This window comes from Paenibacillus sp. VT-400 (assembly GCF_001029205.1).
Classification (GTDB): Bacteria; Bacillota; Bacilli; order Paenibacillales; family Paenibacillaceae; genus Paenibacillus; species Paenibacillus amylolyticus.
Genome location: NZ_LELF01000047.1, coordinates 516,538 through 540,928, shown reverse-complemented (window position 1 = coordinate 540,928; position 24,391 = coordinate 516,538). Strand labels below are relative to the sequence as shown.

At 46.7% G+C, this 24,391-nt stretch carries 20 protein-coding genes; 12 read left to right on the top strand and 8 right to left on the bottom strand.

The features are described 5' to 3' along the window. Positions 1–16 precede the first annotated feature (16 nt). Together nirD and nirB are read right to left on the bottom strand one after the other, a co-directional pair. On the bottom strand, positions 17–334 hold the full coding sequence (gene nirD / locus EL84_RS04770) for a nitrite reductase small subunit NirD (RefSeq protein ID WP_036612155.1): 318 nt from the start codon (positions 332–334) through the stop codon (positions 17–19). Between the two features lie 16 nt (positions 335–350). Beyond that, entirely contained in the window at positions 351–2,792 is a 2,442-nt protein-coding gene (gene nirB / locus EL84_RS04765; RefSeq protein ID WP_047840888.1) for a nitrite reductase large subunit NirB, read from the bottom strand. A 590-nt stretch (positions 2,793–3,382) separates the two neighbouring features. On the opposite strand from nirB, the gene EL84_RS04760 reads away from it, so the two are divergent. Then, positions 3,383–3,976 carry an ANTAR domain-containing response regulator gene (locus EL84_RS04760; RefSeq protein ID WP_047840887.1) on the top strand — a complete coding sequence of 198 codons (594 nt, stop codon included), beginning with the start codon at positions 3,383–3,385 and terminating at the stop codon, positions 3,974–3,976. 18 nt (positions 3,977–3,994) lie between these two features. Next, on the top strand, positions 3,995–5,071 hold the full coding sequence (locus EL84_RS04755; protein ID WP_047840886.1) for an anthranilate phosphoribosyltransferase: 1,077 nt from the start codon (positions 3,995–3,997) through the stop codon (positions 5,069–5,071). A gap of 41 nt (positions 5,072–5,112) precedes the next feature. Here EL84_RS04755 and EL84_RS04750 read toward each other — a convergent pair whose 3' ends face one another. After that, the gene (locus EL84_RS04750) at positions 5,113–5,625 is read right to left on the bottom strand and encodes an acyl-CoA thioesterase (protein ID WP_026081401.1); all 513 of its coding nucleotides are present in this window, start codon (positions 5,623–5,625) and stop codon (positions 5,113–5,115) included. Between the two features lie 211 nt (positions 5,626–5,836). Beyond that, positions 5,837–6,460 carry an acetate uptake transporter gene (locus tag EL84_RS04745; RefSeq protein ID WP_036671640.1) on the bottom strand — a complete coding sequence of 208 codons (624 nt, stop codon included), beginning with the start codon at positions 6,458–6,460 and terminating at the stop codon, positions 5,837–5,839. A gap of 435 nt (positions 6,461–6,895) precedes the next feature. Between EL84_RS04745 and EL84_RS04740 the strand changes: the two genes are divergently transcribed. Further along, positions 6,896–7,072: an aspartyl-phosphate phosphatase Spo0E family protein gene (locus EL84_RS04740; protein ID WP_017691636.1), complete on the top strand. Its 177-nt coding sequence runs from the start codon at positions 6,896–6,898 to the stop codon at positions 7,070–7,072. Between the two features lie 173 nt (positions 7,073–7,245). On the opposite strand, the gene EL84_RS04735 is transcribed toward EL84_RS04740, so the two are convergent. Next, a complete protein-coding gene (locus EL84_RS04735; protein WP_036612142.1) occupies positions 7,246–8,175 on the bottom strand; it encodes a response regulator in 930 nt (309 codons plus the stop codon). Positions 8,176–8,504: 329 nt separating this feature from the next. Between EL84_RS04735 and EL84_RS04730 the strand changes: the two genes are divergently transcribed. Next, entirely contained in the window at positions 8,505–9,941 is a 1,437-nt protein-coding gene (locus tag EL84_RS04730) for an alanine/glycine:cation symporter family protein (protein WP_036612140.1), read from the top strand. A gap of 146 nt (positions 9,942–10,087) precedes the next feature. Here the strand turns inward: EL84_RS04730 and EL84_RS33040 are convergent, their stop codons facing one another. Beyond that, on the bottom strand, positions 10,088–10,546 hold the full coding sequence (locus EL84_RS33040) for a methyl-accepting chemotaxis protein (protein ID WP_223200021.1): 459 nt from the start codon (positions 10,544–10,546) through the stop codon (positions 10,088–10,090). 663 nt (positions 10,547–11,209) lie between these two features. On the opposite strand from EL84_RS33040, the gene EL84_RS04720 reads away from it, so the two are divergent. Then, the gene (locus EL84_RS04720; protein WP_047840885.1) at positions 11,210–11,902 is read left to right on the top strand and encodes a Crp/Fnr family transcriptional regulator; all 693 of its coding nucleotides are present in this window, start codon (positions 11,210–11,212) and stop codon (positions 11,900–11,902) included. Between the two features lie 136 nt (positions 11,903–12,038). Here the strand turns inward: EL84_RS04720 and pepT are convergent, their stop codons facing one another. Then, the gene (gene pepT, locus EL84_RS04715) at positions 12,039–13,277 is read right to left on the bottom strand and encodes a peptidase T (protein ID WP_047840884.1); all 1,239 of its coding nucleotides are present in this window, start codon (positions 13,275–13,277) and stop codon (positions 12,039–12,041) included. 442 nt (positions 13,278–13,719) lie between these two features. Between pepT and EL84_RS04710 the strand changes: the two genes are divergently transcribed. Continuing rightward, positions 13,720–13,911: a tautomerase family protein gene (locus tag EL84_RS04710; RefSeq protein ID WP_017691642.1), complete on the top strand. Its 192-nt coding sequence runs from the start codon at positions 13,720–13,722 to the stop codon at positions 13,909–13,911. A 48-nt stretch (positions 13,912–13,959) separates the two neighbouring features. Next, a complete protein-coding gene (locus tag EL84_RS04705) occupies positions 13,960–14,994 on the top strand; it encodes an NADH:flavin oxidoreductase/NADH oxidase (protein WP_047840883.1) in 1,035 nt (344 codons plus the stop codon). Between the two features lie 297 nt (positions 14,995–15,291). On the opposite strand, the gene EL84_RS04700 is transcribed toward EL84_RS04705, so the two are convergent. Further along, positions 15,292–16,026, bottom strand: a complete 735-nt coding sequence (locus EL84_RS04700; protein WP_047840882.1) for a class I SAM-dependent methyltransferase — start codon at positions 16,024–16,026, stop codon at positions 15,292–15,294. Positions 16,027–16,253: 227 nt separating this feature from the next. Here EL84_RS04700 and EL84_RS04695 point away from each other — a divergent pair, with 227 nt between their 5' ends. The 5 genes from EL84_RS04695 (at position 16,254) to EL84_RS04675 (ending at position 24,106) form a co-directional block, all read left to right on the top strand. Next, positions 16,254–16,673 carry an SRPBCC family protein gene (locus EL84_RS04695; RefSeq protein ID WP_047840881.1) on the top strand — a complete coding sequence of 140 codons (420 nt, stop codon included), beginning with the start codon at positions 16,254–16,256 and terminating at the stop codon, positions 16,671–16,673. A 239-nt stretch (positions 16,674–16,912) separates the two neighbouring features. After that, positions 16,913–20,008 carry an ATP-binding protein gene (locus EL84_RS04690; protein ID WP_047840880.1) on the top strand — a complete coding sequence of 1,032 codons (3,096 nt, stop codon included), beginning with the start codon at positions 16,913–16,915 and terminating at the stop codon, positions 20,006–20,008. Between the two features lie 95 nt (positions 20,009–20,103). Further along, positions 20,104–21,267, top strand: coding sequence for a response regulator (locus EL84_RS04685; RefSeq protein WP_047840879.1), 1,164 nt, complete (start codon positions 20,104–20,106; stop codon positions 21,265–21,267). A 35-nt stretch (positions 21,268–21,302) separates the two neighbouring features. Next, positions 21,303–22,649, top strand: coding sequence for a cryptochrome/photolyase family protein (locus EL84_RS04680; RefSeq protein WP_047840878.1), 1,347 nt, complete (start codon positions 21,303–21,305; stop codon positions 22,647–22,649). 281 nt (positions 22,650–22,930) lie between these two features. Continuing rightward, a complete protein-coding gene (locus EL84_RS04675) occupies positions 22,931–24,106 on the top strand; it encodes an acyltransferase (RefSeq protein WP_047840877.1) in 1,176 nt (391 codons plus the stop codon). Positions 24,107–24,391 lie beyond the last annotated feature (285 nt).

The following is a 24,391-nucleotide window of genomic DNA, read 5'->3' as shown; positions in this document are numbered from 1 at the left end:
AGGGTATCTCTAGCCTTTAACCCGCAATTGTGATGAAGATTTCTCCGCTGTTGCCGTCCACTTCTGTTTTGTAGGTATTCAAGCAGCCTTCATCCGGCTCGTGTACCTTACCGTTACGCAGATCAATCTTCCAATCATGCAAAGGACAATGAACCGCTGTCCCGCATACCATGCCTTCCGACAGCTTGCCGCCCTTGTGAGGGCAACGATTCTCGACGGCGTGCAGACTTCCGTCGCTCAGTTTGAAGACTGCAATTTCGGTATCCTGTATCAGGAAGGTCCGTGCTCCCTTTTCATCAATATCTGCAAGGTGTCCAATCCGGAATTTGTTCATCGCTGTTCCTCCTCTTCTAGTGGGTTACCGGCTCGGCACCGGACAGTGGGGTGAAGTTTTTACGTAATTTCTCGTCTTGAATGATTTCTTTCCAAGGATCAACCGTGTGACCCAGTGTAACTTCCAGACGTTCAACCAGAGCGAGACGTACATCTCGATCCGCCAATGCTTCCTTCACATGATCCAGACCTACCCGTTCAATCCATGCCGCTGTTCTCTCATTCCATTTTGCATTCTCTCTATAATATTGCAGGTAAGAGTAAGTCCACTCTTCCACTTCCGCATCGGTCTTCACCGTACAGAGCAACTCGGCTGCACGGACCTTGACTCCGGCGTTACCGCCAACATGAATCTCCCAAGCGCCATCAATGGCGACAACACCGAGATCCTTGATGGTCGCTTCAGCACAGTTCCGCGGACATCCGGAGACAGCGAGTTTCACTTTGGCTGGAGCCACCATCTTGTCGAGTTTTTTCTCCAGACGAATACCCATCTCAATGGAATCCTGTGTGCCGAATCGGCAGAACGTATTACCTACACAAGTCTTTACCGTACGCAGCGCCTTGCCATAACCGAAGCCGGAAGGCATATCGAGCTCTTCCCAGATCTTCGGCAGGTTCTCCTTCTGTACACCGAGCAGATCGAGTCGTTGTCCACCCGTGAATTTCACCAACGGCACATCATATTTCTCTGCGACAGTTGCAATCTTGATCAATTCCGCCGGGGAAGTGACACCACCATAGATCCGCGGAATAACGGAGTAGGTACCGTCCTTCTGGATATTGGCGTGATAACGTTCATTGGTGAATTTGGATACACGCTCATCTGTGTATTCTGCTGGCCAGATCATACCGAGATAATAGTTGAGGGAAGGACGGCACTTGGAGCAACCTTCCGGTTCATTCCACCCGAGAACATTCATGACTTCCTTAACGCTTTTGAGTCCCATCTCCTTGATCTGAGCAACAATCTCATCCCGATCATAGGATGTACAGCCACAGATGCCTTCTTTGGTCTGTTCACCTACATTATCGCCGGCATAATACGTGAGCAGGTTTTCGATAATAGGTTTGCACCCACCGCAAGAAGCGGAGGCTTTGGTACAGGATTTGATTGCACCGAGTGTATTACAGCCTTTATTCAGAACGGCGTCCCCGATGGAAGATTTGGTAACACCGTTACAACCACAGACGATCTCGTCATCCGGCATACTCGCCATGCGTTCTGCGACAGATGGGCCGGAGCCTGAACCACCGGAAGGTACACCGAGCAAAATTTCTTTCTCCCGACCACTGATGTTCTCACCACTCTTAATGAGGGAAAATAGAGAAGCGCCATCCGTGGTATCACCGAACAATACAGCTCCGATCAGCTGTCCGTCTTTGATCACCATCTTTTTGTACACGCCATCAACGTCATCCTGAATACGAATGCTGCGAGTGTCCGCAGCGCCTTTGAATTGTCCAGCAGAGAATACGTCCACACCGGATACTTTCAGCTTGGTAGAAGTGACTGAACCTTCATATCCCTCGGTTGCAGCGCCAGCCAGGCGTTTTGCGAGCACCATACCTTGTTCATATAATGGAGCAACCAGTCCGTAGGCAATACCGCGGTGTTCTGCACATTCGCCAACGGCAGAGATGCCAGGGATGCTGGTATGCATATAATCATCTACAATGACTCCACGATTCACATCGAGGCCGGTATTGCGAGCCAGTTCAATCTGTGGACGAATCCCGACAGCCATGACAACCAGATCCGCTTCAAGCACCGTTTGATCAGTAAAACGAATGGCTTTTACTCGTTGTTTGCCTGTGATTTCTTCGGTATGTTTGTTCAAAAGAAACTTCATGCCTTGATCTTCAAGCTCCCGCTGGAGCATCAGACCTGCCGGCAAATCTAGGTTCCGGTCCATCAGATGACCGTTAATATGGATGACTGTGACGTCCATGCCCAGATTGAGCAGCCCCCGCGCTGCTTCCAGTCCTAGCAATCCACCTCCAATGACGGCAGCTTTGCGATACTTTTGTGATGCTGCCATCATGGTCTCGCAGTCTTTAATATCGCGGAAACCGATCACGCCTTCCTTGTTAGCTCCGGGAAGAGGGAGGATGAACGCTTGTGAACCGGTTGCCATAATCAGCTCATCATAGGTTGCGCGTACACCATTTTGAGATACAACTTCCTTGTGCTTGGTATCGATCTGAACGACGGGGTCACCCGGGTACACCCGAATGCCGTTATCTTCGTACCAGCTCCACTCATTGATTACGATATCTTCGATGGATGTTCCGCCAGCCAGTACGGAAGATAACATGATCCGGTTGTAGTTGGGATGCGGCTCTGCGCCGAAGACTGTAATTTCATAAGCGTGTGGAGCAAGCTTAAGGATATGTTCGATTGTGCGGATTCCCGCCATGCCATTGCCGACCAGCACCAGTTTTTTCGTTGTACTCATTATGATTAGCCCCCTTAGGTCCATTCTGCAAACTGCCTCAAAACCTTGTCTCTAAAATCGAAAAAGCCTGTTATGCCTCGGAGGACTGCGCATTTACATACGCATCCCTTGCTCCGAGATTGCAAAACAGGCTTCATTGCCGTTTCAACCAGCTACGCCGTTGTAACTGTGATCGATTCAAATATGGAGTTGTTATGGCTTAACTATAAAAGATCGATCTAACCATGTCAATATAGTTAACATAAAAAAGTATTTGAAATTTAAAGTTAATTATGTTTACATGAGTTTATTGGAATATCGAATGGACGACGAAGTTTTACGAGTATATCTTCTTAGTTTAAAGGCTTCTAGATAACGTTAGCACGCTGGATACGATAAATACTGTAGAAAAGGTGCCATGTATAGTGTTTCACCCTTTTTAATTGCAACATGATGAGGCATGAAAAGATCATTCTAATGTTAAAAATAAGACGCATAATCGTCACTACTTAATTTTTGTTAGGTAATGTAACATGTTTATCGCTTTCATGTATTAACGTCTTAAATGATGTGGACTCTGATTATAGCAATAGGGGAGGGATTGATCCATCATGCGATCTTTATTGGTCATCCGTGTTCAACCAACGATAGCTACCTCATCCGATGCAATCCCTCTGACACCGGAGAGGCTACTGGGAGCAAACGGGTACCATGTACAGGTGGCGGGCAGTGAAGCGGAAGCGGTGAAGCTAGCTCGTGCGGCCGAAGCGTCCATTTTGCATCTGTCGCTGGCTGATGTGGAGTATTGGGTGAACTGCCTGGGAAAGGGGAAGTCGGATTCACCACTGCTTTGGTGGTGCGCGCCAGATACAGCCTCTTCCTCCGCAGAATCCTGCGAGGTCGAAACATCATTTGATGGAATACTTACACCATCCATGACTGGGTCCGAGATTCACTGGACTCTTCACTTTGCAGCCCGACGCTACATGGAACGCAAACAGTGGGAGCAGGAACGGAAGCAGTTGCAATCCAGGCTGGAGGATCGGAAGTGGATTGATATGGCGAAGGCTATTCTTAGTGATCTGAAGCAGATTTCAGAGGCCGAAGCCTATGACCTGTTACGCAAGAAAGCGATGGATGAACGAAAACGAATGGTCGATGTAGCCACAGCGATTGTGAAGGCCCATCAACTGCTCCAGTCTTAATTGGAAGGAGGATTCTCCATGGATATGTCTCAGATACTCCGAGAGGTCGGACGTGGGAAACGAGGCTCACGTGATCTGAATTATGCAGAAGCACTGACCGTAGCAGAGAAAATCCTGAAACAGGAGGTTTCCCCTGCCCAGACGGCTGCGTTCCTAATGGCTGAACGTATGAAAATGGAAAACGTCGAGGAACTGGAAGCTTTTGTTCATGCTTGTCGTAACAGTGCGGAACGTTTCTCCATATTTCAGGATGGATTGGACTGTGCGGGTCCCTATGATGGACGAACAAAGTCGTTCATGGCCACGTTTCCTGTTGCGTTTGTACTCGCGGCGGCCGGGTTGCCGGTGACTTTGCATGGGAGTGACCCTTTACCACCCAAATGGGGAGTTACGCTGTCGGTTCTGTTAAAGGAAGCAGGAATTGATACACGTAAAATAGATCGGGAAGATGCACGGAGCGCTGCATTGCGTTCGGGTGTCATGTACGCATCCTCCGAGGATTGGTGCGAACCTCTTCGTAAGCTTCGTCCGTTACGGGAAGAGTTGGGTTTTCGAACGGTGTTTAACACAGCAGAGAAACTGATTGATTATAACCATTCACCGTATTTGGTGTTTGGTGTGTTTCATAATACCTTTCTGGATCGGATTGCGAAGTTGCTCACCCGGTTTAACTATCGGCGTGCTTATGTTGTACAGGGGATGGAAGGTTCTGAGGATCTGTATATTGATCGGCCAACCCGCGTATACGCCGTGGAAGACGGCGATATGAAGCTGGAACTGGTTGATCCTGCAGCCTATGAACTGGATATGCCCGTGCCGGAGCTGGTCTGGACGGCTGCGAAGCAGCTTGAAGTGGCGGAAAGTGTGTTAAGCGGTGAGGCTCATATTGCTTTTGTGAATCAGGTCTTGTTAAATGGAGGTTTCCGCTTGTATGCGGCGGGGCGTGTCAATTCCATCGAAGAGGGCATATACACGTGTCAGGGATTACTGGAGAGTGGTGCAGCGTATCGCATCTATCAGCAGTGGTGTGTCTCCATGGGTGGTGAACTGCCGGATAGCAGAGCGGTGTCCATCTATCCGGCATCGACCAGATAATGTAATGCTGGTGTTCAATCTTGTTATTGTTTAGCGTGTTTTTATTCCCAAGGATAAGTAACGGTCAGGAAGTCAGCGAATTTCTTGCTCTCTTCCCGCCGTTGTTTCCGCATGGCCGCCCGATCCGGAGCGGTCTCGTATAGTTTCTTCTCTTCTTCCGTCTCCGGGATAATGCGGGGTACGATCAGTTTGCGATTATTTTCGTCCAAGGCCACAAAGGTCAGAAATGCAGTCGCCGCAATTTTCTTCTCTCCGGTCTTCAGATCCTCTCGAATCACTTTCACAAAAATCTCCATGGAACTTCGTCCTGTCCAGGACGCGAACGATTCAAGTGTAACCGAATCCGTTGGATTAATCGGGTACAGGAAATCGACAGAGTCGGTTGAAGCCGTTACAGTATTGACCCGGCATAGCTTGGAAGCGGCAATGGATGCAATATCATCGATGTAGGACATCAGCTTGCCACCGAACAGTGTATTATGATTGTTGACATCGGTTGGGAACACCCGTGCCGTCTTGAAACAACGTGTTTCGCGTACATATTTTTTCTCCACCTGATCCATCTCCGTTGGTTTCGGTATCTCTCTCATGCTTTTTTCCTCCTGACAGTATGGCTGCTGTGACATTTCATTTCAGGTGTTTCAGGGTCTACTTCTGATCTATTATCCCTAGTATAGGTGTCGGTCTGATACATATTCAAATGAAGTTGGACTGCAAAAAAACCGCCAGGCGCGGACCGGCGCGCTGGCGGTTTACTACTGTATATTAAGCCTTGGGTTTGAAAATGCCGGACGGTTTGCCGATCGGCAAGAACGCATAACCGAAGTGAGCGTTCAGTACCGAAGCACCTGTACCATACAGGGACACAATTCCGATCGCCAGTTCAGCGTATGCTGCAATGGTGTGGAAAATGTGAGGAGCTACGCCGAAAGCGTCAAAGGTCAAGCCAAGGAACAGGAAGTCAATCAGAATGAAGATGATAAGCAATACTTTATTCGCTTCAATAGCACCAATCGTCATGAACAGGGTGAATACGAGGTATCCGGCAAAAGCAAATCCGAGCTGCTTGCCATCGGCCTGTTCAGCGAGAGTGGAGCCAAATACGCCCATTTTGATCATCCAGTTGGCAGCCATGGCAAACCAGAAGAACGCGTACGCGCCAAAAGCCGTTGTGCCAAAGGTATTGTTGCGTTTGGAATCTTGAATACATGCGAATAGCTGGGCAAAAGCACCCAGGAAGATCGCCCAAGGAATAGCGTAGCTAAGTCCTTCTGTAATGCCAAGCTTTTGGGAAGAAGCGACCAGGGTTACGATAGCCAACCCAAATAATCCCATTGCGCTGGGATCGGCGTTAACAATTTTGACTTTAGTCTGTGAATCGGTCTGCATGGTGATGATAAGCCTCCAATAATATCAAATCAGGATCAATGGCCGTCGTTGGCCGTCCTCTACATTACATCATTTGTATCCGCCGGGTCCGGACACACACATCGCCCTATTGTACCTGAATGACCCCATTATGGAAAGGGATTTTATTACCTTTTAAACCAATAGACTTTTTGTTTTTTCAATATACACATTTACGACACAATCCGTTCTGGCCGTGAATGATGAGGCCAGACGTTAGAATCCAACCCTCGGTGATACCACTAAAATTGCGTCATATCAGCCATTTTCGGATAAGCTCTAGTGTGATAAAATAATCTTTATCAAAATTTGGAGAAGAATACAAAACATCCTTGTCTCCTATGCCATATGTTAATCCAACTATAGATTGACAGGAAAAACTAAAATGGTTCACAGAATAAGGAGGTATCAGGGGTCATGGTTATGAGTTTGGATTTGAAAAATAAAATAGAGAAGGCCAGACATAACCTTCATATGCTGGTAGAGCATAACAAGGGTGGTCTTGGGCATCCCGATGTGATTCGGCAGTCTATGGCATTGGACGAATTGATTAATGAGTATAACCGAATTAGCCGAAACCATTCACGGGCCTAAACCCAAAGCGATTTTAATTTTATACACGGAACAAATCACATAGATTGTAACGCTTGATCCTACAGACGGGCATGAATATAGCCGGTATGGACAGCCTCAGTTGAAGAGGCGGTATCCTACCGGTGTAATATTCATGCCCGTTTGTTTTTGCATCTTATCCATCATGCATCTGTTTAATGCAGTAATCGTTTGGCTTCCAAATAAAGGACCTGTACGAATTTTTTCGTATTAATGCGTGTCTGGGACAAGGAAGGCTCCACATTGTTTTGCAGCTCCAGCATTTTCTTACGAATTTCGGTGAAATCGAAAAATTTGGATGCATAGTTCTCGAACTTGGGATGTGTATAATCTGTTAATCCCAGAGAAACCACATGGCTCAGCGTCTGGAAGATGGCCCTGCGAACACGTTGTTCCGATGCCTTGATCTCCTTGTTCACTTCTGCGAGAGAGGCGTCTTCTCCCAGTTTACGTATCGCTACATTCTGGAAGATGTCTTTGAGGGATGGGAACGTATAGGGGGACAGCTTATGTTCATCTGTCTCTACCTGTTCCAGATATTCCAGCATGTCCAGCAGATCCCTGCTGCCCGCTTCGCCGATCATGCCCATCTCGGACAGCAGGAAATGTCCTGCAGTCGTGATTGTTTTGTCCGGAACCGGAGCCCCAGCACGTTCGGTAGAATTCAAACCGGACAATCCCTGCAATGTCCGCTGAATATCTGCGATGGATTGCTGCATCCGAAGCCTTTCGCTCACCAGCCGCAGAACAGATAGAATCTCCAACCGGTTAATCGGCTTCGTAATATAATATTCAATGCCTAGTGAATAGGCTTCTCCGATCATATTTTTCGACTCGATCTGAGAGATCATGACGATCTTGCCCTCGAACCTTCCTTCAAGCGCTCGCACAGTCTGAATCCCGTCTCGTTGGGGCATCAGCAGATCAATCAGCAGTACATCCACCTTATGCAGTTCCAATAGTTCCGCGTGAATATGTGCTCCGTCCTCAGCTTCCCCGGCAATATCGCCCAGGCCTTCATCCTCAATAATATCCATCAACATGGAACGAACGCCAGGATCATCATCCACGATAAAATAACGCATGTCAGTCATTCCCTTTCTCTGCGAATGGTGTGATTGATAAATCTATGGTAAAGGCGGTTAACGCCGCGATGAACTCTCGTTCCAGTGTAATCGTTCCTTTCCTTCTTGCATAGAACCTGACATGTTAGGTTAAATGACAATGATAGGGCGATCAAAGCCCGTTTTTAAAATAAATGTAGGAATTGCATGTAGGTATTTGTCGTTTTTCGTAGATGTTCTTGTAGTATAAGTAACATCCCGAAGTCCGGGGCTAGTGTTGTGCAGAATGGTACAAACTTTTCGCGTAACCATCTCTGTGCTTGAAATACACCATAAAAAGGGGCATACCGATGGAGCAAACAATACAAGATATTGTCGTCATTTTCAATGATTTTCTATGGTCCAAAGTGTTAATTATATTATTGGTAGTATGTGGTATATACTTCACCACCAAGACCCGATTCATGCAATTCCGCATGATTGGAGATATGGTAAAGGTGCTTCGAGAGCCAAAAAGCAAGGAACCAGGCAAAATTTCACCTTTTCAGGCGTTCTGTATTAGTATGGCGGCCCGTGTAGGTACAGGGAATATTACCGGTATTGCACTGGCTATCGCACTGGGTGGACCCGGGGCTATATTCTGGATGTGGATCATTGCAATTATCGGCTCAGCCTCCAGTTTTGTGGAGAGTACGCTGGCTCAGATCTATAAAGTGAAGGATAAGGGCGGATTCCGCGGCGGTCCTGCATATTATATGGAGCGTGGGTTGGGCAAACGCTGGATGGGGATTTTATTTGCCATTCTCATTACGCTTTCATTTGGTTTGGTCTTTAATGCCGTGCAGTCTAACACGATTACTGTTGCATTTGAGAACTCATTTGGCACGGATCGGTTAACGGTGGGTATCATTATGGCTGTGATATTTGCAGGAATTATTATGGGCGGTGTCAAACGGATTGCAAAAGCATCGGAATACATCGTTGTTGTACTGGCCGTATTGTACATTGGGGTAGCGGCTTTTGTAGTGCTGGCGAATATTACCCAGCTTCCGGCCATGATTGCGTTGATCGTCAAAAATGCCTTCGGCATCGAACAGGTGGCCGGCGGAACTTTAGGCGCTGCGCTGATGAACGGTGTGAAACGCGGATTGTTCTCCAATGAGGCGGGCATGGGTAGCGCCCCGAATGCTGCTGCAACGGCGGATACAACACATCCGGTGAAACAGGGACTTATTCAGGCGTTTGGCGTGCTGACAGATACGTTAGTGATATGTACAAGCACAGCCATGATTATTTTGCTATCCGGGGTATACAAAGGTTCCAATCTGGGAGGCATTGAATTAACTCAGGCTGCATTAAGTGTACATATTGGTTCATGGGCATCGGGATTCCTGGCGGTTATGGTGTTCCTGTTTGCCTTCAGTACACTAATCGGAAATTATTACTATGGAGAAACCAACATTGAGTTTATCAAATCCAACAAAGTTTGGCTGTGGGTATACCGTATTTGCGTTATCGCGATGGTGGTGTTTGGTGCGGTAGCCAAAGTACAGCTGGTATGGGATTTGGCGGACCTGTTCATGGGGCTCATGGTGGTGGTGAACCTGATTGCAATTCTGATGCTGTCCAAGGTGACTTTCGAAGCGTTAAAGGACTACAAGAAACAGAAAGCTGAAGGTCGTGATCCCGTCTTTACCCGGGACCGGATTCATATTCCGGGTGAAGTGGAATGCTGGCAGTCGGAAGAAGAAGTTATTGGAGATAAATCAATACATGTAACCAATTAAGGTTTTATCTGAACGTAGTTGGTTATATAAAATGGGCACAACAAACAACAGGACTTGGATTATCCATCATGGGCAACCCGAGTCCTGTTTGTTGCATATAAAATGTATCTTTGCACTAGCCAAAGTTCATCAAAGATATATTTTGATTAATTTTTAACGGAATAGCTGATCAGTTGTTCAGACAGAGCTTTCATTCGCTCCCCTGTTTCATTAAGCTGCTCAATTACATCCGTAAAGGAGGATACAAGCGTAGCTTGTTCCTGTGAAGAGGCTGCAATCTGGGAGACTTCAACTTCCATCTGTTTGATGACTTGTTGTACATCTCTCAGACTGGTATCGATGTCACTTGTAGCTTGTTTGGCATCCACAGAGAGTTTGCGTACTTCGGAAGCAACCACACCGAAGCCGGCACCAGCTTCACCAACACGAGCGGCTTCAATAGCGGCATTCAGGCCAAGCAAGTTGGTTTGCTCAGAGATTTCACGAATGAACCCGGCTACTTTGTTGATTTGGGAAGAGTTCTGAACAGCAAGTCTTGTGTTCTGCAAGATCTGCTCACTGGTAGCTTGCAATTCTTCGGCATGAGCGGCGACATGTTGCACCATATCAACGAGGTTACCATTGATGGTTTGATTTTCTTGTATAATGTCTTCAAGTTGGTTCTGGTTAGACTGGTCGTAAGATACACAGAAAACAGCAACAACTTTCTGGTGATCATCAAAGATCGGAATGTTCAAAATATCCAGTTCGATACCATAAACTTCCTTGGAGAGAGTAGCGAGAGTAGCTTCTCTTCCGTTTTTTAAGATGGCAAAGTTCTGATACGATTCCAAGAGTGACATTCCTTTTTCAAAACCAAGATCAAATTTATCTGTCATAATGACATCTAATACTTTTTCGTGATCGTAAAGAGTTAAACTAGCTGGTTCTCTGAGGATCAGGCTGATATAAGGCATTACTTTAAGCAGGGCATCTACAACGTTCATGGAAGAGGACCATCCTTTCAATATTTGAATGTATTATTTTTAACGATCTATGGAATGCTCTATCTTTCATCGGACGGAGACGGCTTTTCGTGAACGGCATTTTGCATGAAAGAATGAACATTTTATGATTAAATTTTAAAATATTTCCCATCTAAAATGATTTATTGGATATAAGTGTTAGTTGTAACTATTTTTATATCAAGATATTTGTACGAATGTATATCAATTATGGGACATATGTCCTTTTACATACGTTATATACGACAACGGAGGGAAGTCGGAATGAAAGAAATTATGGACTTTGGGCTTGTGCGGCAACTTGCCCGTGAGCATGGGTTGGATCAGGTGCTGGACGAGCCTGCACTCGCTGAGTTGCGACTACTTGAGGCTGCAAAGGGCGAGATGATATGTGCCAAAGGTGAACGACCCGAGCGGTTGTATTTTCTCGTGCAGGGCAAGCTCAAGATCTATACCACCCTGCCTAACGGCAAGTCTCTGTTGCTTCGTTTCAGTACACCACTGGCGCTCGTGGGAGATTTGGAACTGGTAAATGGCAAGGAGGCTATGAATACGGTAGAGTCTGTGAGCAAAAGCCTGCTGCTGGGTATCAGCTATCGCGCTCTCCAGAATACGTATGCAGAGAACCCTAAGTTTCTCCACTTTATGCTGAGTCAAGTTACGCATAAATTGTATACCTTTTCCAACCTGTCGAGTCTGAATATGTTATATCCGGTCGAGAGCCGATTTGCCAGCTATCTGTTGTCCACAATGGGCCAGGACGAGTCTTCTTCGGAAGAGATCCAGACCTCCAAGCTCACCGAACTGGCCGATATGCTGGGCACCAGCTATAGACATCTTAATAGAGTTGTTCAAGATCTGTGTAATCGAGATATTATTCGCAAAGTGCAGCGGAAGCTAGTGATCTGTGATCTGGAACAGTTGCGTGTCATCGCAGGAGGCAATATATATGAGTGATGGGATTTTAAAATAAAGATCAAGCCTGCATATCTAAGCGACATGACGCGACACAATAAAATACAATACGGCACAACAAAGAGCACCCTCCCGAATATACCGAGGGGTGCTCTTTTTGCTCTGCACTTCAAGTGGATTAGATATCTCCGTGTTGCTCAAACAATTGAGCGATCTCTACAATGACACGGGTTGCTTTCACCATATTGTCTACCGATACATACTCGAATTTGCCGTGGTAGTTCTCACCACCAGTGAAGATATTTGGTGTTGGCATGCCCATATAGGATAGCTGGGAACCATCTGTTCCTCCCCGAATGGGGCGAATAACAGGTTCGATGTCCAGTCGGGTCATGGCTTCATGAGCAATGTCGACGATCTGGCGTACGGGTTCAATTTTCTCGCGCATGTTATAGTACTGGTCATTCAATTCAACCGTGATGCTTTTCTCTCCGTACTTGGTCTTCAGTTCGTTCGCGATATTCAATAGATTTGTTTTGCGCTCTTCAAACTTCGCCCGGTCGAAATCACGGATGATGTAACTCATCTTTGTCAGCTCAACGTCACCCTCCAGAGACAACAGATGGTAGAAGCCATCGTAACCGTCCGTGAATTCAGGAGCTTCCTCCACAGGCAGGCGTCGATTCAATTCCATCGCAATTTTCAGGGAGTTCACCATCTTATCCTTCGCTGTTCCGGGATGCACATTGGTGCCTCGTACGGTAATTTTGGCGGCAGCTGCGTTAAAGCTCTCGTATTCCAGCTCGCCAAGTGGTCCGCCATCAACTGTGTACGCATATTTGGCTCCAAAAGCAGCTACGTCAAACTTGTGTGGTCCACGGCCAATCTCTTCATCCGGGGTAAAAGCAACCCGAATCTTACCGTGTTTCACTTCCGGGTGTTCAATCAGATAGGCCATCGCCGTCATGATCTCGGCAATGCCTGCCTTATTGTCAGCACCAAGCAACGTTGTACCATCGGTTGTGATCAGCGTATGGCCTTTATACTCGTGCAGTTCCGGGAAATCCTTGTTGGACAGTACGACATCCAGTTCCGAGTTCAGCACAATGTCAGCACCGTCATAGTTATCAATAACCTGTGGTTTGACATTTTTGCCAGTAAAGTCGGTGGCTGTATCGAGGTGAGCCAGGAAACCAATTACAGGAACATCCTTGTCGGTATTGGATGGCAGTGTAGCCATGACATAACCATTCTCATCCATCGTCACATCTTGCAGACCAATGGAGGTACATTCCTCAACGAGCAGTTTGCCCAAGGCTAGTTGGCCGGGTGTGGAAGGGCATGTCTCGCTATTTTCATCGGATTGGGTATCCATCTGAACATAAGTACTCAGTCTTTGAATTAAAATATCTTTCATCTATTATCGCTCCCTAGCTTGAGTAGTATATAAGTTGAACTACTTGTTTTACACTGATCCACTACGAGGCCAAAATAACCTTCTGATCGCTGTTATCCCCAGATTTTTTGATCCACTTTTACAAAGGTGAAAATCTGAGGATAGCGTATGCTTTCGATGCAGCTTTCTTGCAGAAAGCTTTTAGCTCCGCTTCTACAGGTTATTTCTGCCCTCTCCGTTATCGTGTAACCGTTAGTCACAACTTATGTAAATTGGGTATAGTAATTATTGTGGTTCTCTACGGTTATCATATCATGTTTTGCAGTCATTTCCAGAATGGGGCAGAACCGAAATATGAGGATTTCTAGGTATCAAAAAGGGTACTAGGTCACAAAAATGTACGTACTTGTATTTCTATAACTGAGGTTCATAATAAATGATGCAGAAAGGATGTGTTCAAGACATGCCATTTATCACGGTTAAGGTACTGGAAGGCAAGTCGGTCGAGCAGAAACGTCAGTTGATTGAACGTATGACTCAGGTGGCTTGTGAGACACTGGATGTTGATCCGAGCAAAGTCTTTATCTTCATTGAGGATTTGGAGAAGGACAATTACGGCAAGAACGGAAAACTGTTTTCGGACTTAGACAAATAAGTAAGGCTTCATATATATCATGATCATGGAACAGGAGATGTAACATTAATGACTGAACAATTATTTTCGCCCTATCAATTCAAGAGCCTGCAATTAAATAACCGTGTCGTCATGGCACCAATGTGCCAATATTCTGTCACTGCGAAGGACGGCATTCCAAACGATTGGCATCAGGTTCACTATGTGAGCCGTGCGGTTGGAGGAACAGGACTGATTGTAATTGAGATGACCGATGTAGATCCGGATGGACGTATTACCGATAATGACTTGGGTATATGGTCAGATGAGCATGTGCCTGCCTTCACCAAACTTGTAGATGGAATCCATGCCTACGGCTCCAAAGTAGGTATTCAGATCGCACATGCAGGACGAAAAGCAGAGGATGCTCCGCAGCCGGTTGCCCCATCGGTAGTTACATTCCCGGGAGAAAAGTACAAGGAACCACGCGCGTTAAGTACGAAAGAAGTAGAAGCTATGGTGCAAAAGTTCGCAGACGGTGTTCGCCGCGCAGTGCAGGCTGGAGTCGATACCATTGAGCTGCACGGTGCACATGGATACCTGATCCACCAGTTCCATTCCCCGCTGATGAACCATCGTGAGGATGTATATGGGCAGGATCTGTCCCGTTTTGGCGTTGAAGTCATTCGTGCAGTGAAAAAAGAAATGCCAGCAGATATGCCGCTGATTTTGCGGATTTCGGCTGTAGAATACGCGGATGGTGGATACGATATCGACCACACCATCAATATCGCTCGTGCCTACCAAGATGCAGGCGTGGACATGTTCCATATCAGTTCAGGTGGCGAAGGTCCTTCGGGACAGCGGAAACCGGGGAACTATCCGGGGTATCAGGTACCATTTGCCCGTCGTTTCCGTGAAGAACTGAACGTTCCTGTAATCGCAGTGGGTATGCTGGAGGATGCAGCATTGGCTCAGGCGGTTATTGGCAACGGCGATGCAGATCTGGTCGCTGTTGGTAGAGGCATGCTGCGTGACCCGTACTGGGCGAACCATGCGGCTCTGGAACTGGGTGTCAGCAAGGATCAAGCTGCCATTGCAGAGCAATATTCTCGTGGATACTAATCTGCTCCAAATTATACTTACACTTGCCACTCCGATGACAGAATAACCTTCCGATCTGAGGATAAAGGCGAAGTGTATGCTTTCGATGTAGCTTTCTTGCAGAAAGCTTGTAGCTTCGCTTCTTCAAGTTATTTCTGTCCTCTTCGTTTTCGTGTAAATGTTAGTGCAAATTTTATATAGTAAAATAGGCCACAGCATGGGTTAAACCTCATGCTGTGGCCTGATTTTGGATATTGAGAATCATATCCATCCGATTACGGATGACTACGCTCTTCGAGTCGCTTCATATACGAATTTTTAATTCGACTGCGTGGGTGGTTGATCCGGGTTGAAATCGGCGTACACTTTAATGTCAGAGAAACCAATGTGTTCGAGAATTAGGCGTAACTCTTCTATGCCGTACCAACGCAAGGTGAGTTGTTGCAGCTCCGTAGCAACAAGAGCACCCTGATGCCATTGTTCGTAGCGAATCAGACTTACTTTATATTGGTGTAGAAGGTTCACTTCAATGGTTTTCACTTCTACCGTGATCGTATCACCATCGGGTAATGAAACGGTTGATGTTTCTACAGAAGAGGATTGTGTCACATCGGGCAGAAACAGATCAAACACGAGCCTGCCGCCGGGTTCCAAATGCTGAAATAGATTACGTAATGCGTTAATCGACGCCTGTCTGTCTTGGATGAGGAGCTGAGAACCTCCGGGAATGATAATTGCCTCGTATCGATATGGAAGGTCAAGCTTCTCCAGATCGGCAACGAATAGCTCAGGCATGGGTAATGCCCGCTCCATACAACGAGAACGGCAAGAGTCAATCATATCCATTGAATAATCAATTCCATCCACCTTCAAGCCTGCTTCAAGCAAAGGAATGAGCACTCGGCCTGATCCTGACATGGCTTCAAGGATACGTCCATTGCAGCGCTGAAGATAATGGCGATAGAATTCAATGTCTCCTCCCAAGGAGTGCCCCACAGGTTTCGTGAGATCATAAACGGCGGTGCATAATGGACCGTAATAACTGAATGACATAGTATAGGTGTCCCCCACATGTAAATGTATTAAAATGAAAACGTGGAAGGGGAATGAGCAGGATTATCCCTTCCGGCAACGGTTGGAATTGGATTTTTCAGAGCAGACTATCATAGGAATCACGCACCTTTTATGTAATATGTTCCAATTATAGGGTGGGGATAAAGCGGAGGTCAACTTCTATTCGGGTAGTTATACGAAATGAAATGTATAAGGAGGTGATTCGAATGGATTCATCATCAAGTGCACTGCCAGATATCCGGCAGGAACTTATGCTCCATGCACCTGTAGAGAAAGTGTGGGAGATGGTCTCGACCGAGCAGGGACTGAGAACCTGGTTCATGCCAGGCAATCTGGAACCCGTGGAAGGTCACGAGTTCATATTGGAAGCAGGCCCCTTCGGCCAATCACCCTGTCAGGTGACAGAAGTTCTTCCGCTACACAAGCTTTCATTTCGCTGGGGTAAGGACTGGACGTTGACGTTCCAACTGAATGAACAGCCCGAAGGTACGGATTTCACACTGATTCACACCGGTTGGGATGCGGATAAACTAACCGAGTTTGGACAGGCTCATGCTATCGTACGCGAACGTATGGAACAAGGATGGGCCGGAATCGTTCAGAAGCTTACCCAAGTTGTTAAATAAATCTTCATTCAATCAACCCCAGGCCATTTCGCCCGTTCATTCCGGTGAAATTCGGCCTGGGGTTCCTTGGTGTACCAAGAGCTGGCGGAAAAGATAGAAATCCTTCAAATTATAACGAATTTGACCGATTATGATACGGAAACTATTTCCGTGAGCACCAGAAACGTGTAACATGAATTATAGTGATAAATCGACAAAATTAGACGTCTCTCGCCATTGTGGATGGAAGGAATACATAGATGAGAAAACACTGGATTATGCTGACCATAAGCTTCATATGTATTGTCATTGTTCCACTGGGTTGGATCGCCCAGACGTTAATTAGCGAGCGGATTAACCCCCAGGCTACAGATGGGAAAATTGACCTGACCCAATGGGACTTTGATCGCAAGGGTGCAGCGTCTCTAAAGGGTATCTGGGATTTCTACCCTGGGCAGTTGCTGAGCCCGGCAGATATTGAAGCAAGTGTATCCGGTCGCAAGCCATTGCCGGCTTCCTCTGGCACTCAAGTTCCGGCCCGATGGAACAAATCTTTGGGGCAGGCCCATGGGTATGGAACCTATCATTTGCAAGTCCAGCTTACACCCCGGACGATGAAAAATGATTATGGTATACGCACGCAGAATATACGCATGGCCCACCGGGTATTTATCGATGGGAAAGAGATTGGTGGCAAAGGCCTGCCAGGAAAGACTAGGGCAACAGATATACAATTAAATCTGCCCTTTACAGGATTCACGTCCATTGAGGGCAATACGGCTGACATTATCATTCAAGTATCAAATTATAGTTACTCGTCCGGGGGCATAGTAGCGCCCATTTTGTTTGGAGACGAGCATAGTATTCTGAAAAGTCAGCAACAAGATTGGCTCAGGGATCTGATGGCCTTATTTGGTTTTATCTTGCCAGCCGCCTTTTTTCTACTTCTGTTCAGATTACGACGTACGGAGAAGGAGCTTCGTTTTCTCGGATTATTCAGCCTTTCTGGTGCGGTATACGCTCTTACACATGGGGAGAAGTTACTGGGTACGTTTGTACCGTTCTTGACCAATAATGAGATACTTCGGATTCAGCTCCTTAGTTCAGCCTTTGCCTATTACTTTTTGCTTCGGTATATGGATGCCCGTGTGCCAGGAGCAGTTCATCAGTGGTTTGTTCGTCTGGCTGTCGTGCTAATTATTACCCAGACCATTGTGGGTATTACGCTCCCTCCGACGCTTTTCTCGTCTCTTGAGCTTCCCATGTTGCTGATCTCGCTTGTTGTCATGTTCTATACGCTGCGAGCCATTTTCTATTGGTTGAAAGGACGACCGAATGACAGCCACTTTGCACTCGTGAGTATGATGAGCATACTCATGGTTGTTGTGTTATATACGCTTGGTGCGTTCACTACCCTAGACACAGCGTTCTTTGCGCTGATTGAACTTTTATTATTTGTATTTGCCCAGATGATTGTGACCGCAATCCGCTTTGCACAATCATTCCGAGACGTGGAAGCCCTGTCGGAGCGTTTGCTGGCCATTGACAGCCTGAAGGACGAGTTCATGGCGAATACGTCTCATGAGTTACGAACGCCCCTACATGGGATCATTAATATTGCACAATCCATGCTGGAAGGGGCAGCTGGAGCAGTCACGCCCAAGCAAGCCAAAAATCTCTCCATGATTACTTCAACCGGCAAGCGCCTTTCACTGCTGGTTAACGACATTTTGGATTTTGCCAAATTAAAAAATAGTGAGATCGAGTTAAAACGGGTAGCTGTTGATCTGGAATCCGTTGCTCGTACTGTGGTTGAAGTCTCGGGTTTCACGTTTGAGGACAAGCCGGTTATATTGATTCAACAATGGCCCCAGTCCTTGCCTCTTGTTGAGGCAGACGAAGATCGCCTAAGGCAAGTTCTGTATAACTTGCTGGGTAACGCCTATAAGTATACTGAGCAGGGTGAGATTCGATTGTACGCCAGTGTTGAAGGGGATTGGGTGAAGGTATCGGTCGCTGATACAGGGGTGGGCATTGCCTTGGACAAACAGGAGGATATCTTCCAGGCGTATGAGCAGAGTAACGGCACGATTGAGCGATTGAATAATGGAACCGGACTGGGTCTGAGTATTACGCGAAAACTCGTTGAGCTTGGCGGTGGTGAGATCTGGGTTGAATCGGAGCCGGGGCAAGGTTCGACCTTTCATTTCACCCTGCCTGTTATGAAGATGCCGCTGCTGCAAACTCATTCGAAACCAGCTGCCGCCCGATATGTTGCTGCACAGGGGGCAGGGGCGAAGGAGCTTGTTACAAGAGAGTCAGATGAGCAGGATGATCTTACGGAAGCGGAGTATACGATTTTGATTGTGGACGATGACCCCGTGAATCGACAGGTATTGCTTAACCTTTTATCGACGGAGCGGTATCGTGTGATTGCAGCGGACAGCGGGTCCACTGCGTTGAAACTCCGTGAGGAGTTCCCGTCCATTGATCTTGTTATTACGGACTGGATGATGCCTAAGATGTCCGGGCTTGAGTTATGTCGCAAACTGCGCGAGCACAGTTCCCTGTCAGAGTTACCGATTCTGATGCTGACCGCTCGCGGGTTGCCTGAGGATATCAAACACGGATTCCAGGCGGGAGCCAATGACTTCCTGAGCAAACCGGTGGATGCCGGTGAATTGCGTGCCCGGGTTCGGACGTTAATTGAGATGCGGAGCTCAGTACAGGAAGCTATTCGGACGGAAATGGCCTTTTTGCAGGCCCAGATCAAGCCACACTTTCTATATAATGCACTCAATGTTATTATCGCAACCTGTGCAGTGAATCCGGACAAAGCAACCGATCTGCTGATTGAATTGAGTCATTACCTGCGCGGAAGTTTTGACTTCCAGAACAGGGAGCAGCTTGTTCCTTTGACCAAAGAGCTGGAATTGGTGGAGTCTTATGTGCATCTGGAACAGGCGAGATTTGAGGAAAGACTGGTGGTTGAGTATGAGGTGGAATCGGACGTACATCTGTATCTGCCACCTCTCAGTATTCAGCCTCTTGTGGAGAACGCCATTCGTCACGGCGTGATGGAGCGGGCAGCCGGCGGGACAGTTCATCTTAGAATTTTCCATGAGAGCGAGCATGTAGTCGTACAGGTCCAGGATGATGGTGTAGGTATCCCTCCTGAGCGTATGGCTCAGGTCAAGTCTGGGCGTACCGAAGGTCCGGGAGGTGTGGGGCTGCAAAATATAAACCGTCGCCTGATGTCTCTCTATGGTCAGGGGCTGGAGATTCATAGCCATGTGGGTAAAGGCACGCAGATCCGATTCCGTATCCCCGTGCAAAAGGTGGATTATTCCAATTAGTGTGCCGAGTGAAGCAATTATGGTTAACAGACTAGGGGGTGCCGATAAAATCGGTATTCCTATTGAATCTTTCATGGCAGGAGGCTGAAAGAACGGTGAGAGCCATTGTGATCGATGATGAGAAGCCAGCGCAGCTTCATCTGGAACGACTACTACGAACGGACGGACGAATTACACCCGTGCAATGTTTTTCAACAGCTCGTGATGGTCTGCATTTTCTGGCAAAGGAACGTGTAGATGTTGTATTTTTGGACATTGGAATGCCGGAGATGAATGGCCTGGAAGCGGCTGAATATATACAGCAATTGGATCAGAGTATTCGTATTATCTTTGTTACGGCTTATGCGGACCATGCAGTGGAAGCATTTGAGCTGCATGCACTGGATTATGTACTGAAACCGGTCAGCTCGACCCGATTGACAAAAACCGTTGATCGAATCGCGGGCATAATGTCGCATAATTCTCAAGTTGCAGCCACCGCCGAGGTACAGGGATCGGAACCCGTACCTGTGGAGTTGGATACTGAGGTTCCGGGGCTGCTTACGTTCAAACATCTGGATATCTACAGAAGTTTAGATCAGGGTGCCAAGAAACATAAGTGGCGCACAACCAAATCACAGGAATTGTTTGCTTTTTTGTTTCATCACAGGGAAGAATGGGTAAGCAAGGAGATTCTGCTGGATAAGCTATGGGGTGATGTTTCCCAGGAAAAGGGATTAACCCATCTACATACTTCCGTGTACCAGATTCGAAAGCTGCTTAAGGAATGGAACATGACAGGCAAGCTGGAGTACAATATGAACCGTTATCGTCTGTTATCAGGCAATCTGGTAAGTGATGTGGATCAATTTGAAAAATCCATGGTTTACCATGTCATCACATCCGACAATGTCGATGACTTGAGGCATATGGTTCCGCTTTATCGTGGCGATTATCTGGAAGAGCATGATTATCGTTGGGCACAGGCCAAAGCAAGGGAACTCAGACGCAAGTATACAGCGCTAGTTATGGATATCGCGAGATGGGACATGGAGCATGGTCGCGGCAAGGAAGCGATTGAGCAATTAACGATATTACAGGAACGGGAGCCTTATTCGGAAGAGATCTGTCGACTCATGATGGAAGTGTATGCATCCATGGATGATCAGCAAGGCATACTTCGTTTGTATCATTTATTTACATTGACATTAAATGAGGATCTGGGGTATCAGCCGGAGCCCGAAACAAGCAGGTTATATCAAAACCTGACGGATAAATAAACGTATGTAATGTAAGTTCAGACAGGAGGGTGAGCATGAAGCTATTCATACACCGCAAAGATTTGCGTACGGATGATCTGGCCGCATTTGATTATTTGCGGGAACACCAAGAAGAGAGCGTGCATGTTCTCATCTATGATTCATTCCTCCTGCGGCAAGGCCGAGAGAAGGAACACAGCGGTGTGAATTTCAGGCAGCACGCAGCGGATTTAGGCAGACAGTATCTTGAAGTCAAACGAAAACTGCATGTTGCTTATGGCAAACCGGCTGAAGTGGTTGAGTTCATCCTGAACGAATTCAAAGGTGAGATTAACGAGATTGTGGTCCATCGGGACATGACGCCATATGCAATCGAGCGGGATAGGGCCATACGCAAAGTTAGTGAGGCGCACGAGGTTTCGTTCACACAACTGACGGATCATCTGCTGATGGATCTGAATGGATTTACCAATTTTACAAGCAAGTCGGAACCATATAAGGTATTTGCGGCTTTCCATCGGCGGTGGGTGGAATTCATGAATGAACATCCCAACCCTCCTTCGGCAACAACGGTTGCAGCGTTGAAGGTGAGTGATCGTCAGATTGAATGGCCGGATGCAATGCAGGTACCTCCGGAGTTGCTGGAGGACAGTGGTTCGAATGACGAGGACCCGCATCTGCTGTTGGATCAATTTTTGTCGGATCGAATTGCTGAATACGGGGATCATCGGGATGAATATGAGGCGTACGAGCCGAGTCATCTCAGTTCTTACGTAGCTGTGGGAGCTGTATCCATTCGCAAAATGTATGATGCGGCGAGTCGCACGGCTGAGGCTGGGGAATGGATCAGGCAGTTGTGCTTCCGCGACTTCTATCTGTATCGAGCGGTCTATGAGAGTCACTATTTTACATATGAAAAGGTGTACGATCTCTCGGCTCTCCATGATGATTACTTTGAACGGTGGTGCAAGGCGGAGACAGGCATTCCGATTATTGATGCAGCGATGACGGAACTGAATGAAACCGGACATATGCCAAACCGGCTGCGAATTCTCACGGCGATGTTTCTCACCAAAAACCTGCAATGCCCATTCACCTTGGGCGAAGCTTATTTCAGGCGCAAGCTGCGTGACTATGATAACATTCAAAACCGAGGTAACTGGTTATGGTGTGCCTCGCTTGGGGAGAATGCGGCTCCGTATTTTCGCGTGAACAATCCGGTAACACAATCCGAGAAGTATGATCCGCAAGGTGATTATATTCGCAAGTGGTTGCCTGAATTGAAGGATCTGCATAGCAAGGACATCCATCAGCCGCGCAAGGATGCCATTGTTGATCTGAAGGCATCGAGACAGGCAGCTATTGACGTGTATAAACAGATTATGGCGAGTCGTGGGAAGTAGACTCAGTCAGGGGTGGGATGATGCCCAAACCCAGATTTACCATTCTCATCCGGTTGATCCAATATTCATTTGGTTGAGAGCAGGATGTTCCACAGACCGCGTACTCGCGGTCTTTTTTACATATATAGACATGAAAATAGTGTGAAATGTGTTGAAAATTTAGGAATTGTTAAGAAAATGGACTATCCATCTTAAGCATTATGGCTTTTAATAGATAGAGAGCTTTATTGTATTAAGTCATATCTGACATATTGACGAACACATTAAGGAGAAACTTTAAAATGAGTGAAACACTGAAAAGAGAGCGAATTCCAGAACTGAATCTGGTGCGTGCCCTGGCAATTATCGGCGTACTCAGCGTGCATTCTACGTCCTACGCGACGGTGGACATGACGGGCTCAGGCTACTACTGGCTGTACAACTTTATTAATATCTTTATGAAATATGGTACGCCAACCTTTATTTTTATGAGCAGTTTCGTACTGTTCTATAACTATTATTCCCGTCCACTGGATAAGAAACTCGTGAGTAACTTCTACAAGAAAAGATTTGTGTATATTTTGCTTCCGTATTTTCTGTTTTCATTGATGTATTTTGTGTTGCTGCATTTCACGCATTATCAGGGCCGACCTTTCGGCGAATCGGCAGTAAGTTTTATCACGAAATTGTTTACAGGTAAGGCCTATACACATCTGTACTTTGTGTTTATTAACATGCAATTTTATCTGTTATTCCCATTGGTGTTATGGTTGCTTAAGAAATATCCTTCTGTGGTGAAATGGTCAGTTCCGATTGGACTATTGATTCAATGGGCATTCATCGTAAGTAATAAATATGGATTCCAGGTACCCAATAAGGGAAGCTGGGCGTTCTCCTACTTTTCCTATTTCATGCTGGGTGCTTTTATCGGAGTGTACTTCCCTAAAATCAAGCAATGGTTTGTCATCAGTCGAGCCAATGCAACCAAAGGACGCGTAGCTTCATGGATTCTGCTCTGGGCGGTATGGATCATTGCTGGGCTTGGCCATGTGTATATCTATTACCTGCTGCGTCTGAAGATCGCAACGTATAACACACTGTGGTATGAATTCTTCTGGAATGTGCATACCTTTGCTTGTGCGCTGGTGCTTATCCAGATTGCCTATCTGCTCTATCGCAAAGGGCCGTCACTCATCGTCAAGCCGCTGAATCGGCTTGGGGCATTGTCCTTTGGCATCTATCTGATTCATCCATTCTTCCTGCTGGTGTATCGGAATTATCCACCTCAAACAGGAGTATCGTGGTTAGTGCATCTATGGTATGCCGGAGGATTCGGTGTAGCTCTAATCGCTTCGTGGATCGTCGTTGGATTGACGGCAAGGTTTGTTCCATATGCATGGGTCATTTTTGGCAATCTGCCAAAACCCAAACCACGTCTCGTCCCACAACAGAACTCGGGGCAATTGGACGTTCGTTAAGATACATTTCCAACACAGGAATAATAAACCGTTTCTTGGTCGACCTTAGGGGAGAGCAGGAAGCGGTTTTTTTGATGTATGCAGATATGTGTAATATGGGGAACGAGTGTTTCTTTTTCATGTAAGAGGGGTAATCATAAGGCGGAACGATAATACATTATGGATAACAGGATTAAGGTGAATATAATGACAACATGCGAAAAATGCGGGAGACCGATGCAGGATATATTGGAATATGTGGAACACATTCTTCACGAATGCAGTGAACAGACACAGGAGTACAAC